This window comes from Paenibacillus sp. FSL L8-0333, from assembly GCF_037965665.1.
Lineage (GTDB): Bacteria > Bacillota > Bacilli > Paenibacillales > Paenibacillaceae > Paenibacillus_AQ > Paenibacillus_AQ odorifer.
In genome coordinates this window covers 5,856,429-5,874,015 of sequence record NZ_CP150186.1, presented here as the reverse complement: position 1 = coordinate 5,874,015, position 17,587 = coordinate 5,856,429, and the positions used below count along the sequence as shown (strand labels likewise).

Annotated in this window: 12 protein-coding genes and 1 pseudogene; 11 read left to right on the top strand and 2 right to left on the bottom strand. The window is 42.2% G+C overall.

Going from position 1 to position 17,587, the window contains the following annotated elements; translation table 11 throughout:
- Position 1: 1 nt before the first annotated feature.
- A complete protein-coding gene (locus NYE72_RS26120) occupies positions 2-1,072 on the top strand; it encodes a trifunctional transcriptional activator/DNA repair protein Ada/methylated-DNA--[protein]-cysteine S-methyltransferase (RefSeq protein WP_076104884.1) in 1,071 nt (356 codons plus the stop codon).
- Positions 1,073-1,110: 38 nt separating this feature from the next.
- Here NYE72_RS26120 and NYE72_RS26115 read toward each other — a convergent pair whose 3' ends face one another.
- Positions 1,111-1,776 carry a TetR/AcrR family transcriptional regulator gene (locus NYE72_RS26115; RefSeq protein WP_076104885.1) on the bottom strand — a complete coding sequence of 222 codons (666 nt, stop codon included), beginning with the start codon at positions 1,774-1,776 and terminating at the stop codon, positions 1,111-1,113.
- Positions 1,769-2,970 (bottom strand): annotated as a pseudogene (locus NYE72_RS26110) (MFS transporter). The gene NYE72_RS26115 and the pseudogene NYE72_RS26110 overlap by 8 nt, the downstream one beginning before the upstream one ends.
- A gap of 261 nt (positions 2,971-3,231) precedes the next feature.
- Here NYE72_RS26110 and NYE72_RS26105 point away from each other — a divergent pair.
- The 10 genes from NYE72_RS26105 (at position 3,232) to NYE72_RS26060 (ending at position 17,582) form a co-directional block, all read left to right on the top strand.
- The gene (locus NYE72_RS26105) at positions 3,232-4,770 is read left to right on the top strand and encodes a response regulator (protein ID WP_076104887.1); all 1,539 of its coding nucleotides are present in this window, start codon (positions 3,232-3,234) and stop codon (positions 4,768-4,770) included.
- Positions 4,771-4,789: 19 nt separating this feature from the next.
- A complete protein-coding gene (locus tag NYE72_RS26100; RefSeq protein WP_036685623.1) occupies positions 4,790-6,592 on the top strand; it encodes a sensor histidine kinase in 1,803 nt (600 codons plus the stop codon).
- Positions 6,593-6,609: 17 nt separating this feature from the next.
- The gene (locus NYE72_RS26095) at positions 6,610-8,145 is read left to right on the top strand and encodes a response regulator (RefSeq protein WP_076104888.1); all 1,536 of its coding nucleotides are present in this window, start codon (positions 6,610-6,612) and stop codon (positions 8,143-8,145) included.
- A 115-nt stretch (positions 8,146-8,260) separates the two neighbouring features.
- The gene (locus NYE72_RS26090) at positions 8,261-9,967 is read left to right on the top strand and encodes a sugar ABC transporter substrate-binding protein (RefSeq protein WP_076098804.1); all 1,707 of its coding nucleotides are present in this window, start codon (positions 8,261-8,263) and stop codon (positions 9,965-9,967) included.
- 84 nt (positions 9,968-10,051) lie between these two features.
- Positions 10,052-11,020: an ABC transporter permease subunit gene (locus NYE72_RS26085; RefSeq protein ID WP_076098803.1), complete on the top strand. Its 969-nt coding sequence runs from the start codon at positions 10,052-10,054 to the stop codon at positions 11,018-11,020.
- 59 nt (positions 11,021-11,079) lie between these two features.
- Positions 11,080-11,982, top strand: a complete 903-nt coding sequence (locus NYE72_RS26080) for a carbohydrate ABC transporter permease (protein WP_076098843.1) — start codon at positions 11,080-11,082, stop codon at positions 11,980-11,982.
- 47 nt (positions 11,983-12,029) lie between these two features.
- Positions 12,030-13,562, top strand: a complete 1,533-nt coding sequence (locus NYE72_RS26075; RefSeq protein WP_081386566.1) for a glycoside hydrolase family 43 protein — start codon at positions 12,030-12,032, stop codon at positions 13,560-13,562.
- 44 nt (positions 13,563-13,606) lie between these two features.
- Positions 13,607-14,626, top strand: coding sequence for an endo-1,4-beta-xylanase (locus NYE72_RS26070; RefSeq protein WP_339210763.1), 1,020 nt, complete (start codon positions 13,607-13,609; stop codon positions 14,624-14,626).
- An 82-nt stretch (positions 14,627-14,708) separates the two neighbouring features.
- The gene (locus NYE72_RS26065) at positions 14,709-16,763 is read left to right on the top strand and encodes an alpha-glucuronidase family glycosyl hydrolase (protein ID WP_339210760.1); all 2,055 of its coding nucleotides are present in this window, start codon (positions 14,709-14,711) and stop codon (positions 16,761-16,763) included.
- A 60-nt stretch (positions 16,764-16,823) separates the two neighbouring features.
- On the top strand, positions 16,824-17,582 hold the full coding sequence (locus tag NYE72_RS26060; RefSeq protein WP_249267744.1) for a Nif3-like dinuclear metal center hexameric protein: 759 nt from the start codon (positions 16,824-16,826) through the stop codon (positions 17,580-17,582).
- Positions 17,583-17,587 lie beyond the last annotated feature (5 nt).

Here is a 17,587-nt window from a genome sequence, read left to right as displayed (position 1 = left end):
TATGATAACTAATGAGCAGGATATCAATAAATATTATAAGATGCTGGTCGAGAAAAACTCGAATTATGAGGGCGTATTTTTTGTAGGAGTGAAGACAACGGGGATCATGTGTAGGCCAACTTGTCCCGCTAAAAAGCCATTAAAAGAAAATTGTGAGTTTTTTGCTACAGCCAAGGAAGCCTTATTAGCATCATATAGACCATGTAAAAGGTGTCAGCCGTTATCCAATCCAACAAAAATGTCTCCTGAAGTAAAGCTGCTTGTAGAAGCTATTGAGAGCAATCCGGAACGAAAATGGACAGATAAAGATTTTGATGAGCTGTCTATTAGTGCAAACACGGCACGCCGCCAATTTAAGAAACAATTCGGGATGACCTTTATCGAATATGCACGTTCTAGACGTTTAGGACTGGCATTCAAACATATTAGGAATGGGGATTCAATCATTAACGCACAACTGGAAAGCGGGTACGATTCGAGCAATGGGTTTAGGGATGCCTTTTCACGAACGATGGGGACTGTCCCGAATCATTCCAAGCAGATTAAAGTGCTGTACTGTACTTGGATAGAAACGATATTGGGTTCCATGCTGGCCATCTCCGATGAAGAGAGTCTTTTACTGCTGGAATTTGTGGATCGCAAGGGTCTTGAAAATGAAATCAAAAGATTACGCACTCGCTTAAATGCAACTATATTACCTGAAAAGGTAGCCGTCCTTCACCAAATTGAGGAGGAATTGAAGCTGTATTTCACAGGTGAACTTACGGAATTTACAACGCCGGTTCGTTATCTGGGCTCAGACTTTCAGCAAAAGGTGTGGAATGAACTCCGGAAAATACCTCTGGGACAGACAGCTTCTTATAGGGAGCTTGCAGAGAAAATCAATAATCCCTCTGCTTGCCGCGCTGTAGCAAGGGCGAATGGTACCAATCAACTCTCAATCTTGGTTCCATGTCATCGAGTGATAAACAGCAATGGTGAATTGGGTGGCTATGGAGGCGGGCTTGCCAGAAAAGAATGGTTAATCAAACATGAGTCTAACCGCTCCTTAAATAAGAATAATTTCATTTAAACTACTCCTCTCTATTACGTAGAATGTGATGGATCCCCTTACTTCAAGGCAGGAGATTCATCACTTTCTGTACTTAAATACTGAACTAACATGTCCACAAATCGGTTAGCAATTTGAATATCCTGAAGTTCGTTGTTGAAATCGTCTTTGGAAATCAGGCTCATTTTCTGTAATAAACCCATCATAGACGTGAAGATGAAATGAGCAGTGGATAAGGGTTCTGTATCAAATTTTAACGATCCATCTTTAACTCCGGCCTCCAGAGCATCCATTAAGAAATGTCGTTCTTTTCCCCGCATCACAAAATCTTTGTACTTTTCTTTGAGTTCTTTACTGTAATCATAGGCTTCAAAATGCAAATCGAATAGAAGAATGAATTTGATGTAACCTGGGTGTTGCCGGGCATAATCAATCCAAGCATTAAGCATCGAAGCAAGCATTTGCTTACCATTCATTTCAATTGAAGAAGGTGCGCTTCTAACAAATTGGGTCATGCTCTCCAGAATTTCCATCTGGACCTCAAAAATCAGTTCGTTCATGGACTGGAAATGCTTATAAAAGGTAACCCGGCTTACACCAGCCACGTCGCAGACATCCTTAATATTAACTTTGAGAAAGCTTTGCTTCATAAAAAGATCCTTCGCCGCAGCAATTAATTCTTCCCGGTTTTTGTTTTTTAAATTCTGGTGCCAGTTCTCAGTCATGGGCGACACTCCTTTCTTGCTCTTTTTTTGGTTTTTGTAAGGTGATGAAAAAGGCAGATGCCAGGATAATTGCCCCAAAAATATAGGGAATATTAATATGTTTGTCAAACATCAATCCCGCTAAAATGGGTCCAAGTATGTTTCCTATACTGGTGTACGTTGTATTTAATCCGGCAGCATATCCTTGCCGATCGCCAGCTGAATTGGCAATCAATGTACTTACTGTGGGGCGCAAAAAAGCATTAAAAGCAAAAAATAAACCTGATACAACTAATAAATAACCTAAATTGATCTTGAATATCATCAACAATAAGGTTATAGCGGTCATCACCAATGATATACGTATAAGCTTTATCTCGCCAAGTCTCTTAATCAGATGATCAAGCAGCCAGATCTGCACAATAATGCCTATAATAGCACCAACCGTAATAATGATTGAGATTTTCGTTGCATCAAAACCGTATTTTTGTTCCACAAAAAGGGCGTACACCGTTTCATAATTCATCAGACCAAATGTCATGATCAGAATGAGCAGAAGATAGCGGAAATAGGGCGTCCGGAATGAATTTACGATTTGATTACGAATGATTCCCGAGGGTCCTGTTTGTTAACGGATTTCCGTTTTTCCTTTGGTAGTGTCTCTGGCATATAAAAACAAAGTATCGTAGCGATAAGCCCAAGTCCACCCGCAAAAAAATAAGGCACCCGTATTCCAAACCCAGCGATAATCCCGCCTAACCCTGGACCAAGTACCATACCCAAATTCATGGAAGCCCCCAAGTACCCCATACCTTTTGCACGGGTTTCATGGGTGGTGATATCAGCGACATAGGCCATATTGGAAGGGACCATGATTCCGATACCTATACCCCCAATAAATCTAGCGATGTAAAGTAGGGGCAATGTCGTAGATACAGCAAATATCAGATCTGAAAGGACGGTTAAAAACATTCCGGAAATGATCATTGATTTTCGGCCCCATTTATCCGAGAGCTGTCCCCCTATAGGTGAAAAAATAAACTGTGCTGCTCCAAAAGCCGCAATAAGATATCCGGCGGCAGCCCCTGACGCATTAAACAGTTTCAGATATTCAGGTAGAATGGGAATGACCATACCTTGCCCCAATAAAGCGATAAATAGATTCAACATCAGAATGAAAAGTGGAAATCTAGCAGACTTAGATAAGCTGCTCATATCATAGCCCTCCCATATAGTTTACACTGTGTAAAGGTTTACTCGATGTAAACTATAATAATGGAATGATGGGCCCTTGTAAAGGTGTGTCTGAAATTTAGGATACGCTGTTTTTAGTATGTTTTTTCAAGTAAAAAAAGTACTGTTTTAAACAAAAGAAGGAAAATTTATGAATTCACATCATTATCCAAGTATGATAGCATGATCTATATATTTTGGTGTAAAGCGCGGGCTTATCTTAATAAGATTGGAGCGAACATCATGCTTAAGGTTCTGATCGTGGACGATGAACCCTGGGTTCTTGAGGGGCTAAGGACGATGATCGACTGGGGAAAATTCGGTTATGAAGTTTGTGGTGAAGCTCAAAACGGCACGGATGCGATGAGGCTTATCCAGGAGAATAAACCGGAACTGGTTCTTACGGATATTAATATGCCTGTAATTAACGGTCTTGAGCTTATTACAAAGTTGAATGAGGTGATGGAGAAACCTCCTAAATTTGTGATTTTGTCTGGATATGATGATTTCAAGTATGCACGTACGGCATTGCGCCAGCGGGTAAATGAATATTTATTAAAACCCATTGATGATGAAGAAATAGAGGCTTTATTAAGCAGGATCACTCCAATAATCCAAAATGAAATCGCTTCCAATGAGGAGTTTGATAAAAAGCAATTTTTTATCGTAAATAATATCATCAACCGCCTGATCCAAGGGGAGTATAACGAAAATTTAGAGCTTCTAACCCGAAACACCTTGAAGCTTCAAGCGGATGCAGAGTTAATGTGTATTCTTATCGAACCCGCCTCCTCTACGAATCCATTCCAACCGCAGATAAGTGATTATTTTTCCGAGGAACACTTCTGCTTCTTTCAAGACGGATCGGGAAGAGCGGGGATCATTCTTCAGTCTGCTTCTATCGGCAATGAGAGCCTGGAGACTATCGTCAACCAGATGCATTCAGATCTCACTGAACAATCACAGGAGCTGGTCTTTCTAGCACTTAGCAGCAGAATGGTCGGGGTGAGCTCTATTCGAGAGATTTATAGGCAGGCACTTGAGGTATGGAAACGAAAAACGCACCAGCAGAAAAGAGGGGTCTTTTATTATAGTGAGCTTAGAAACCTGAAAAAGGAAGAACCTCATGAGGATCATTTCAGACAGCTGCTGCATAAGGTCCAAACGAATGATACGGAACAGATCCAGCCTTGTGTAAAAGAAGCGTTCACTGCTTTCGTCGAGAATCTGCTGACCCTTGAAGTTGTAAAAGCAAAAGTGGCCCATTTAGAGCTTACGATCTGTAGAATTATAGCTCAAATGAATGGAGACCCGGATACGATTATGATTAAGCTTCAGCAAGAATACGGAAATCTAGGTGAGCTTAGTGATTATTTTATATTAAGCCGTTATGTACAAAGTCTGTGTGAACGGGCTGCCGTCTATCTGTCTGAATTAGAGCAGCAGAATGAACGAAATACGATTTACAAGGTTATTCAGTATGTGGATCGTGAATTTCGGAATAAATTAAAGCTTCAGGATTTGGCACAACAATTTCATATTAATTCTACCTATTTGGGACAACTGTTCAGAAAGCAAACGGGTCAGGGCTTTAGTGAATACCTAAATGCCAAACGGATTGAAGAGGCGAAAAGTCTGCTGAAACGAACACAGCTAAAGATATCGGATATAGCGGTGCAGGTGGGATTCTCTAACACTGATTATTTTATAGATAAGTTTAAGTTGCTTGTAGGGGTAGTACCATCCGTGTATAAAAATGAGAATAAGAACCAACAGCTCTAGGGGAAGCAAGGTGTTTCATATGGAGAGAAAAAAATTCAGATTTAGAAAAGTAGTGAATGATATTCCCTTGAATTATAAATTTTCCCTTATTTATATCATAGGTGTTCTTCTCCCTATCATTATTATTAACCTTGTTTTTTTGGATCGGATTTCCGATCTGATCAAATCGAGAGAGCAGCAGAACCTGGAAATATCTTTAGAAAGAGCCCGAAAGGACATTCATGATTTCATTGAAGGTGGGGTAGCTGTCAGCTATACGCTTTCTGCCGATAAGAACCTGTATGAATTGCTTGAGCGGACGTATGGGAACTCTATTGAATTTTATGACACTTTTGATGAACAGCTGAGAGACCGCATGAACAGCTATATGCCGGTGAATAATCAGATTGAACGGATTACTGTATTTACGAACAATGATTCCATTGTTTCCGGCAGCAACTATCAGGTCATCAATGAAAAGGTAATGAATAGTGAATGGTATAAGCAGTCGAAGGCTGCGGATAAACATCTGTTTCTTGCCGCTTATCATATGAGTGATACCTCTAGTGTGATTTCTACAGCGCCTTATTTGAGTGTTATTGAGCGAATGGACGCTTACAGCTCATACAATAAGTTTGAAAAGCTGCTTAGAATTGATTTGGATCTCAGTAAAATATATGACGTGATTATCAGAGAAAAAGATTACTTGAGTCTTTATTTAGTTAACGAGCAGGACGAGATTATTATGTCTGCACAAAGCGGCTATCAAAGAGGCACCGCGGAACCTTATCCCGTGTTCAAGCTGCAGGATGATGAGCGCAAGGAGGACGTTCATATTGTACCCGTCGGCGGAGCTAGTTATATAAAGGGCTGGCGGATAATAGGAATTACACAAGGTGAGCGTATTACCCAAGCGATAATGGAGATTCGGATTTATGCAGGGATTCTGGCGTCCATTGTCACGCTAATCACCACCGCTTTTTTATATGTGATGTTAAGATCCTATAATTATCGGGTGAAACGGTTATCCAGACATATGCAGAAAGTATCCAATGAGAAATTTGAGCTGATTCGAATCGATGAAGGCCAGGATGAGATCGGGGGACTGATCCGTAATTTTAACAGGATGACCACTACCATTAATTCCTTGATCAATGATGTATATAAACTGGAGATTCAAAAAAATAATCTGGAGATGGAAAGAGTAAGAGCTGAACTGAATTTTCTGCAAAGCCAGATGAATCCGCATTTTCTGTTTAATACGTTAAATGCCATTTTGGTGGTCTGTACTAAAAATAATTATTCGGATGTTACAGATATTATTAAGAGTTTATCCAAATTACTTAGACGGCTGCTGAGCTGGAAAGAAGATCTCGTCACTCTGGAAGAAGAAATGACTTTCATCGAGATGTATTTAAAAATTGAAAAATTCCGGTTCCGGGATAAATTTGATTATCAATTTGAGATCGATGAGCAGTCGCTTCAATATAAGATTCCCAAGCTAAGCATGCAGCCGCTCGTTGAGAATTCCTGCAAACATGGTCTACAGGCCATAGAGGGACTTGGTGTGATAAAAGTGAAGACGTTAGTGGAGGAGGGACGCTTAAAAGTTACCGTCTCTGATAACGGTAAAGGGATAGAGCCAGAGAAGCTGCAAGAATTATTAGGTAATGTTCAAAATGAAGCGTCTTCGGGAACGAATATCGGAATCCGCAACGTGTACCGCCGATTAGAATTGTATTATGAAGATCAGGTCCGTTTTGATATCAGCAGCGTTCCGGATGAAGGGACCATTGTCACTTTTGATATTCCATTAAAACTCCTGGAACGGAAGAATAGCTAGAAAGTGAGGGACCCCCTATGAAATACAAAGTATTGTTGATCGATGATGAGCCTAGTGCGCTTGAAGCGATGCAGCTATGGATTGATTGGCAGGAGCTTGGCTTTGAGGTATGTGGAACCTCCAGCAATGGCAAAGAGGGGCTGGAGTTAATGAAACAGCTCGAACCAGATCTTGTAATTACGGATGTTAATATGCCGCTAATGAATGGGCTGGAGATGGTCGCAGCTTGGCAACGAGCTGAGATTAAGGAGATTAAGTTTGCCATACTAAGTGGTTATAGTGAGTTTGAATATGCCAAGACAGCTATACACTATGGAATTAATCATTATCTGATGAAGCCAGTTTTTCCAGAAGAAGCGGCAGAAGAATTACTGGAGATTTATCAGGAGCTGGAGCAGGAAGCTCAGAAGCGCAGTTTAAATCAAATAGCCTCCGCGGAGGAGGCTGTTTCTCTCCTGAAAGGAATACTGCATGAGAAAGCTGAGCAGTCGAATCAGGAGGTACTTAACCGATTATCGGAAGGGAAAAGCCATTGGAATATTTGTCTGATACAGACAGAGCCGGTTTTATATACAGAGATCAGAGAGCAAGCCTCAGCCCTCCTAACCGATAAAGATTCGATGTTTCTGATGGATCTGGAGAGTCATTGTTTTGGAATCGTATACGGATACCATTCATTGTCCACTGAGGGAGCTGTGATCGATCAGATCGCAACTCCCTTGCTGAATGAACACCCTAAACAAGCTTTGTATATTGCAGCTGGCGCTGGCGTAGGCTCCTTGCTTCAGATCGGGAACAGTTACCGAACGGCGAAAGAAGCATTAATGTATTATTTTTATTATCCTGAAAATGCAGAGGTCCTGAGTTATCAAGAGATTAAGGATAGTCCCTTCAGTTATCATTATGATCAAATTCAACTGATGGATGACTTGATAAGACCGATTAACACCCTGGACTCCGCAGGCTTTAGCCAAGCTGTGAACTCGGCAGCCCGCAGTTTCCGGGAACAGCGCATCGCTCCAGAGGTTGTGAAGAAAATTGTTATTCATATGATGTATAAGATTATTGAGTTTACCTCGGAAGCCAGTGAAGTTCATGAGTCCTCCTTATCTAATCAAATTAGAATCCCCGCGATGTTAGACTCAATGATCACCTTGACGGACTTAATGCGTAATTTGCTATTCTGCGGCGAGGCCAGTATTGATATCCTTCTTAAGGAACAAAACCTAAGATCACAGGGGATTGTTCAGGAGATTAACAATTATATTGAAGAGCATTTTCGCGAATGTCTTACCATTAAGAGGCTATCAGAGGTGTTTTTCCTGCACCCGGTATATCTGGGACAATTATTGATCAAGAAGAACGGAATTAACTTCAATGAACAGCTGCATAACCTCCGAATAAAAGAGGCAGTACATTTACTTCAACAAAATAAGTTAAAAAATAGTGAAATCGCTGAGAAAGTGGGCTATGGCAATTATAGTCAGTTCCTCAAGCAATTTGAAAAAAAGCTACATATGAGTCCTAACGAATTTAAAAACACTAATACCTAAACTTTTTGGGGGTACATCTTTAATTCTGGCGTATTTTCAGAAGATTATCACCTCTATAATTTAACTTGTAAGGGCTTACAACATTGTTACACCAACAAATATATGGAGGTGCTTTATGGGGGGCAAGTTAATATCCAAATGGAAACTTAGTCTGATTGCTGTGTTATCCCTAAGCTTTACCTTAGCAGGGTGCGGAGGAAATAACAGCAACAATACGACGGCTAAGGGGGAAGACAAACCAGCAGAAACAGCCACTTCAACTGCAGCAGGAACAGATTCTGATAAGATTGAACCTTTCGAAATTAGTATCTTTCTTGGAGAAGCAGGCCAGCAACCAACACCAGATAATAAAATTTATAAAATGATTAAAGAAAAAACAGGCGCCTCATTCAATTTCGAATTCTTGGCAGGAGATCTTAAACAGAAGCTTGGCGTTATGATTGCCGGTTCGGATTATCCAGATCTAATGAGTTCTAATACCCAACTGACGGCAGCAGGTGCATTTATTCCTCTCGAGGACTTGATTGAAGAACACGCTCCAAATTTGAAAGCGCATTACGCAGCTTACTGGAACATGATGAAGGATCCAAATGATGGACATATTTATACACTTCCAAACTATGGTGCGTATAACGGTGATGTGAATTCAACCTATTACTCTGGCCCAGCTTTCTGGATTCAGAAAGCTGTACTTAAAGATGCTGGCTATCCAGTGGTTAAAACTTTGGATGAGTATTTCGATCTTATCGTTAAGTATAAAGAGAAGAATCCAACCATTGATGGACAACCAACAGTTGGGTTTGAGATTCATAACAAAGACTGGAGAAACTGGGGATTGTTTAATGCTCCTCAGCATCTGATCGGGCATCCTAATGATGGCGGAGTAGTGGTTAATGATAACGTGGCAGAAGTCTTTGCGGATAAAGACTATGCTAAGCAGTACTACAAGAAGCTTAATGATATGAATGCATTGGGTATTATTGATAAAGAAGCATTTACAATGGATTATGACCAATATTTAGCTAAATTGTCCAGCGGAGCCGTTCTGGGAATGTTTGATCAGCACTGGAACTTTGGTAAAGCAGAAGATTCACTCAAGACACAAGAGAAAGATATGAGAACTTATGTAGGTCTGCCTCTTGTGTATGATACCAACACCAAAGATTATTATCTGGATCGCCCTGCGCTTAACTTGAATAATGGATTCGGGATCACTGTCAATGCTAAGGATCCAGTGAGAATCCTTAAACTGATGGACACATTGATTCAAGAAGATTGGCAAAGAACTCTCACTTGGGGTATTGAAGGCGAAGATTATATTGTGGAAAACGGCCGCTTTATGAGAACCCAAGAACAACGGGATAACGCAGTTGATGCTACATGGAAGCTGAGTAACAAAGCAGAAGCTTGGTATGCTACCGCTCCGAAAATGCAAGGGTACTTTGCAGACGGTAACTCAACGGATGCGGCAGCCCAACCAGAAGAATATAAGGCAGGATTGGAAGCGTTTGACAAGGAAGTCCTCGACGCATATGGATTCAACAGTTATGTAGATTTCTTCAGTAAGCCTGGACCGAACCCAGTAGCTTACCCTGCTTGGTCCATAGATCTTGTTGAAAATTCTCCAGCAAAAATTGCCGATACGAAGATGGGAGAAGTTAAAACCAAGTTCTTGCCAAAAGCAATCTTGGCTAGTCCTTCCGATTTCGATAAAGTTTGGGCTGAATTTGTTAAAGAACTTAATAAAGCGGATATCAAAGCCTACGAAGACAGAATCAATGAACAGCTTAAATGGAGATTTGATACTTGGAGTGTTAAATAGTTAGAGCTTGCTTAAAAATCAGAAAGTGGTGGCTTATTAGCCAACCACTTTCTGAAATATATGGATGATGTGGGGAGAAAATATATGGATGAGATTTTAACGGGAAAAAAAGTTAACCGGCATCCTAAAAGAAAAAAGAAGCAACCGATTACTATGACCTTGATTAAGAATCAGAAACAGCTAATTTGGATGTCGGTTCCATTGCTGCTTTATATTATATTATTTGCTTATGTACCCGTCTGGGGATGGACCATGGCTTTTCAGGATTATAAACCAGCTAAGGCTTTTGGCGAACAAACGTGGGTTGGCTTGAAACACTTCAAGTTTCTATTTACGGACGATACCTTTTTAAGGGTACTGCGAAACACACTGGCTATGGGATTAATTAATTTCTTTCTAGGATTTATAACCGCGATAACATTGGCCTTACTTCTTAATGAAATCAAAAACGTATTTTGGAAAAGAACCGTGCAGACCATATCCTACTTGCCTCACTTCCTCTCTTGGATTATTGTAACAGGGATTGTAGGTGTCTCCCTCTCGGTTAACGACGGGATTATCAACATCGTACTCATGAAATTACATCTTATTGATTCACCGATTCTTTGGTTGAGTGAAGGGAAGTATTTCTGGGGTATTGTGGGTGCTTCAACCGTCTGGAAAGAGGTTGGATGGAGTACTATCATCTACTTGGCTGCTATTGCTTCTATAGATCCAGCTTTATATGAGGCTGCTGAGATTGATGGGGCTAACCGGTACAAAAAAATGTTCAATGTAACATTGCCGGGAATTAGACCAACCATTGTAATCCTGATGATAATGTCCATAGGACATGTACTGGATGTCGGATTTGAGGTTCCGTACTTATTAGGGAACGGGCTTACTGTAGACTGGTCGGATACGATTGATATATTTGTATTGAAATACGGGATTGGGCAAGGGAATTATTCCTTAGCCACTGCGGGTGGTATATTTAAAACAGTCGTAAGTGTAACGTTGCTGCTATTAGCTAACTGGACTTCGAAGCGGCTAGGGGAAGAGAGGCTGTTATAATCATGGAAAAAACTCAATTGATTCCTCAAAAATCTCCAAAAAGCAATGCTGGAAAACGGATGAGAAATTTGGGGTTCGAACCCGTAGTGTTCGGCACCTTCAATACTATATTTATGGTTTGTCTAGTTATTGTTACCTTGTATCCATTCCTGAATACTATAGCAGTCTCCTTTAATGCGGGGAATGATACCATCCGTGGCGGCATTTATCTATGGCCTAGAGAGTGGACCATACAAAACTACAAGGCAGTTTTTGCCTCTGGTACAATTATTCCTGCTTTTTGGATTTCGGTAGCACGAACAGTGATATCTACGATCCTGAATCTATTTTTGACCACAATGCTTGCTTATACTTTAAGCCGGAAAGAATATGTTTTCCGCAAACAGATTACCTTTATTTTCGTCCTAACCATGTATTTTAATGCGGGTCTGATTCCGAACTATTTCCTAATTAAGGATCTTCATTTGATTAATACGTTTTGGGTATATGTAATACCGACTATGATAAGTGCATTTAATATGATCGTCATCCGTACTTACATTGGCGGCTTGCATGAAAGTCTTATGGAATCCGCGAGAATCGACGGTGCAGGGGAATTCAAGATTTTCATGAAAGTAGTTTTCCCTTTGTGTAAGCCTGTTCTTGCTACCATCGCCCTTTTTGTCGCGGTAGGTGCATGGAACTCATGGTTTGATGCTTTTATCTACACTTCTTCCCGCCAACACTTGAGTACATTGCAGTATGAATTAATGAAATTAATATCATCTAGTATGAATGCGAATAGTAACGCAAGTGTAGCTAACGGGGCAGGGGTAACTGCTGAGTCAGCGGGGTCAATGGTTACTCCAAAGTCCATTCGTGCAGCCGTTACTATTGTTGCTTCGGTTCCAATTTTGCTAGTTTATCCATTCATGCAGAAATATTTTGTAGTTGGAATGAACGTAGGAAGCGTGAAGGAATAAGGAGCTTGCAATCACTATTAAGTAATAGGAAGGTTGTCTGTTAAATTATGACCCCATCTTCAATCACATACACGAATCCGATACTTCCAGGCTTCTATCCTGATCCAAGTATCACTCGGGCAGGGGATGACTACTATTTAGTTTGCAGCTCCTTTGAGTATTTCCCTGGCGTACCTATTTTTCATAGTCAGGATTTGATTCACTGGACACAAATAGGTCATGTGCTCAATCGTGTAAGTCAGCTGGATACTCGTAAAAGCAAGAGCTCTGGAGGGATATTTGCCCCAACGATCCGGTATCATGAAGGAACGTTTTACATGATAACGACCGAAGTACACGGGAAAGGAAATTTCTATGTTACGGCTACGGACCCTGCGGGTCCGTGGTCAGATCCGATTAGTATTCCTTATGGAGGAATTGACCCTTCTCTAATGTTTGATGAGGATGGAAAAGTATATGTAACCACCCAGCAGGGGGCAGATTATGACTCCCATGCCATCCAATATGAGATAGATATCGCTACGGGAGCAGCATTAACAGAACCTGTTGTCATCTGGACTGGGGATGGCGGACCTTGGACGGAAGGACCCCATTTGTACAAAATAAATGGAATGTACTATATCATGACGGCTTCAGGAGGAACGGCTAAGGAACATCGGGAGATCATTGGCCGCAGCTCCTCTCCTTATGGACCGTTTGAACGATTGCCGCATCCGATATTGACGCACAGCGGTACTGACAATCCCATTCAGTATTTAGGGCATGCCGATTTGATTGAGGATCGTAACGGGGATTGGTGGGCCGTATTCCTTGGAGTAAGACTAGTAGATGCAAAATTTACTGTGCTTGGAAGAGAGACTTTCCTTGCTCCCGTAAGCTGGACTGAAGACGGATGGCCGATGATCGATAATAATGAAGACACTGTCGGACTGGAAATGAAGGTTTCACGTGTACCTGGTCAATCACCAAAACCTGAGACTAGTGGAAGATATGATTTTGATGAACATGTATTGCCGCTGGGATTAGCCTTTCTGCGGAATCCGGCTGAGGGAAGCTGGTCCTTAAACGAACGGCAGGGATGGTTATCTCTTCGAGGACAACCGAAAGGTCTCAGTGAAGTAGGCCAAGTGGCTTTTGTAGGCAGAAGACAGCAGCATACTTCAGCAGAATGGAGCACACTGCTTGAAATGGCTTCATCTATTGCTGATGTGGAGGCTGGACTTTGCGCCAGATTAGATGAGAACGCTCATTATGAAATTGGACTTGTTCAAAAAAACGGCCAAAGAGTGATTACAGCTCATGTGACCATGGATGGAGTAACCCATACAGCGGCAGAGGTTCCAACTACTGCCGAGCGAATTTATTTGAAAGTTAAGGCTGAGCTTACCGAATACAGCTTCCTGTATTCTTTGGATGGGCAGGAGTGGAATAAGCTATCAACAGCAGCAGCGTATCCATTATCCCCTCAAGCTGTAAAAGGAAATGGATTTACGGGTGTACTTATCGGATTATATGCAACAGGTCATGGCAAGGTAGCTGAGGTGCCTGCCTACTTCGATTGGTTCGATTATCAGTCTTAATTATTCGAATACTGATATAAATGCGTTTGTCAGGAGGGAACTTGTTGAGACAAGCTAGTGATTACACAGAACCTGCACTAAAAACAATATTTGCTGAGGATTACAAAATTGGCGCAGCCGTTAACCCGTTGACGATTCAATCACAGGAGCACTTGCTCGCCTATCATTTCAATAGCATTACCGCTGAGAATGAGATGAAGTTTGAAAGTCTGCATCCGCTTGAAGATATTTATAACTTTAAGCTAGCAGATGAGTTGGTTGCCTTCGCCCGAAAATATCATATGGTTATGCGCGGGCATACTTTAGTCTGGCACAACCAGACTACGGACTGGTTGTTTGAGGATAAGAAGGGTGGGCCTGTAAGCAAAGAGGCATTGCTTGCACGGCTCAAATCACATATTCAGACCGTGGTTGGGCGTTACAAGGAAGATATCTATGCTTGGGATGTTGTAAATGAAGTTATTGCAGATGAAGGAGAAGAACTTCTTCGCCGGTCAAAGTGGCTGGACATTGTCGGACCGGAGTTTATCGGCAAAGCGTTTGAATATGCTCATGAAGCCGATCCTAAGGCTTTATTATTCTACAACGACTATAACGAGTCTAATCCCCTTAAGCGCGATAAAATCTATAAAATGGTGAAGTCGCTGTTGGAACAAGGAGTGCCGATCCATGGCGTCGGATTGCAAGCACACTGGAATTTATACGATCCGAGCTTAGACGATATACGCGCTGCTATTGAGAAGTATGCATCTTTAGGGCTTCAGCTCCAATTGACAGAGCTGGATGTATCCATGTTCCGTTTCGATGACAAACGCATGGATTTAAAGGTTGCACCTGCCGAACTGCTCGAGCTGCAGGCAGAGCGGTATGAAGCGATGTTTGCTCTGTTGAAAGAATACCGCGACGTGATTAGCTCAGTCACTTTCTGGGGAGCAGCGGATGACTATACATGGCTGGACGGCTTCCCTGTTCGGGGACGGAAAAATTGGCCATTTCTATTCGATGAGCAGCATAATCCTAAGCCGGCTTATCATCAATTGCTTAACGCTGTCACCAAATTATAGAGCGGGTAATCTGCTCAAGTCTGCGAATTTTGAACCCGTCCTTTTTAATCCAGGGCGGGTTATTTATACGGGAGGAATATACATGACAAATACCGCTTATGAGGCTTGGCTCAACTATGGCAAGCTGAAATCTGGATCTCTATACAATCAATATTTAAATTGGTGTGGTGAGTTGGTTGTAACGGAGGACAACGAGACGATTCAGGCAGCAGCCGCGGAATTCATACAGGGGATGACCTCTATGCTGGGCAAAGCGCCACTGCTCACAGCGCAACCAGAAGGACCGTGTATCGTTATAGGAACCTTCCAAGGGGGGAATCCGTTAATTGGTAGAGTATTCGGAGGAGAGCGAACCGATTCACTAGGTCCTGAAGGTTTCCTTATACGTACAAACGCTACTGAGCGATGTATCGCTATCGGTGCTTTAACGTCTGTTGGAATTTTGTATGGTGTATTCCATCTTTTACGGCTGATAGGAACAGAAAGCGAGATAGACGCTCTAGATTTATCTATGAATCCGGTGAACGGCCTGCGAATGATTAATCACTGGGATAATTTTGATGGCAGTATTGAACGTGGCTATGCTGGACGCTCCTTTTTTTACGAGTCCAATCAATTTCTTAACGATACAAAGCGGCTACGTGATTATGCCAGATTAATGTCCTCTGTGGGGATCAACGCGATTTCGATTAACAATGTGAATGTTCATGAGCTTGAATCTCTATTTATAACGGAGCAATATTTGCCTGATATCGCGTTGATTGCAGGAATATTCCGCGTATACGGGATTAAGCTATTCCTCAGTGCTAACTTCGCCAGCCCGATACAGATCGGAGCATTGGACACAGCTGATCCTCTGGACCCAGCGGTGCGGAAATGGTGGAAAGATAAGGCTAGTGAGGTTTATCGAGCGATACCTGATTTTGGCGGGTTTGTGGTCAAAGCGGATTCAGAAAATCGACCAGGACCATTCACTTACGGACGTGACCATGCAGATGGCGCCAACATGCTGGGAGAAGCACTGGAGCCGTTTGGCGGAATCGTGATTTGGCGTTGTTTCGTATATAACTGCAAGCAGGATTGGCGTGACCGTAAGACAGATCGGGCCAGAGCGGCATATGATCATTTCAAACCATTGGATGGCCGATTTAATGATAATGTAGTGCTGCAAATCAAGAATGGACCGATGGATTTTCAAGTCAGAGAACCGGTATCTCCGCTGTTTGGCGCACTGGAACATACCAATCATCTGATGGAGTTTCAGATTGCTCAAGAATATACGGGGCAGCAGCGGCATCTCTGTTATCTTGTTCCACAGTGGAAAGAAGTCCTTGATTTCAATACTTATGCCAGAGGGCAAACTACGCTTGTGAAACATATTGTGGACGGATCGGTGTGGGGAAATAAGTATAATGGTGTGGCTGCTGTAACTAATGTTGGAGATGACATGAACTGGACGGGGCATGGGTTAGCTCAAGCTAATCTGTATGGATATGGAAGATTAATTTGGAATCCGGAGCTGACGGCAAAAGAAATAGCTGAGGAATGGATTCGGCTTACCTTTGGCACTGATGAAGGTCTAGTGGCTGCTATTCGCGGGATGTTGATGGACTCATGGAGGATTTACGAATCTTACACAGCTCCATTAGGTGTGGGTTGGATGGTTAATCCGGATCATCATTATGGGCCGAATGTGGATGGGTATGAATACGCCAAGTGGGGAACGTACCATTATGCGGATCATAAGGGCATTGGTGTGGATCGTTCAGTCAAATCGGGAACGGGTTATAGCGGACAGTATATGGGGCTTAATGCATCAAATTATGAGAATCTAGCGTCTTGTCCGGAAGAGCTGTTGCTGTTCTTTCATCATGTTCCATACACGTATGTTCTGCAATCGGGGCAAACTATTATTCAGCATATCTACGATACTCATTTTGAGGGGGCTGAGCAGGCTGCACAGCTTCTAGCGACATGGGAATCACTTGAAGGCAGCGTGGATAGTGGATTGTATATGCAAGTGAAGCAACGTCTTGAAGAGCAAGCAGAGCATGCGCAGGAATGGAGAGATCGGATCAATACGTATTTTTACCGCAAGAGCGGAATTGAGGATCTTAAAGGCAGAAAGATTTATTAGATTTCGAATCGAGGGATGATGATAGTGAGCCTCACGATTAGAGCGATTCTGGAAGATTTAATGGGAACTGTGGAACAGGTAGAAGGCACTGTCGATATTCTGAACCCAGGGGAACCGGAAACTGAAGTCACAGGGATTATTACGGCCTTCTCTGCCACACAAAATGTTGTGGAGCAAGCAATAGCGTTAGGAGCCAATTTGCTGATCACGCATGAAGGTGTATTTTATAGCCATCATGCGGCGAGCGAGTGGTTAGAAGGTGATCCGGTTTATCATGCGAAAAAAAGTCTGATCGAACATTCCCAAATTGCTATTTTTCGTTATCATGATTATTGGCATCGGCAAAAGCCGGATGGAATTATGGTGGGTTTACTGCAAGAACTAGATTGGTCCGCATACGTGGAAGAGCAGCAAGCAGCTGCTACGATTCTCAATATTCCTGCTATGACTGTACTGGAAGCTGCTCAATATATTAAAAGTAAGCTAGGGATCTCTTATGTACGCGCTGCCGGTGACCTGTCTCTGTCCTGCAAACGCGTAGGGATATTAGTAGGTTACAGAGGAGGCGGGACGATGGCTATTCCGCATTTTAATGATCACAATCTTGATTTAATTATTGCTGGAGAGGGACCAGAGTGGGAGACTCCGGAATATGTGCGGGATGCAGGGCACCAAGGCAGATCTAAAGCGCTCATCATGTTAGGTCATGCGGAGAGTGAAGCGCCGGGAATGAAATATTTAGCTGAAATCTTAGCAGACAAATATCCCATGCTTCCTAACCGGTTCATTGCTGAACAACCCATCTATCAGATGGTTTAATCTGG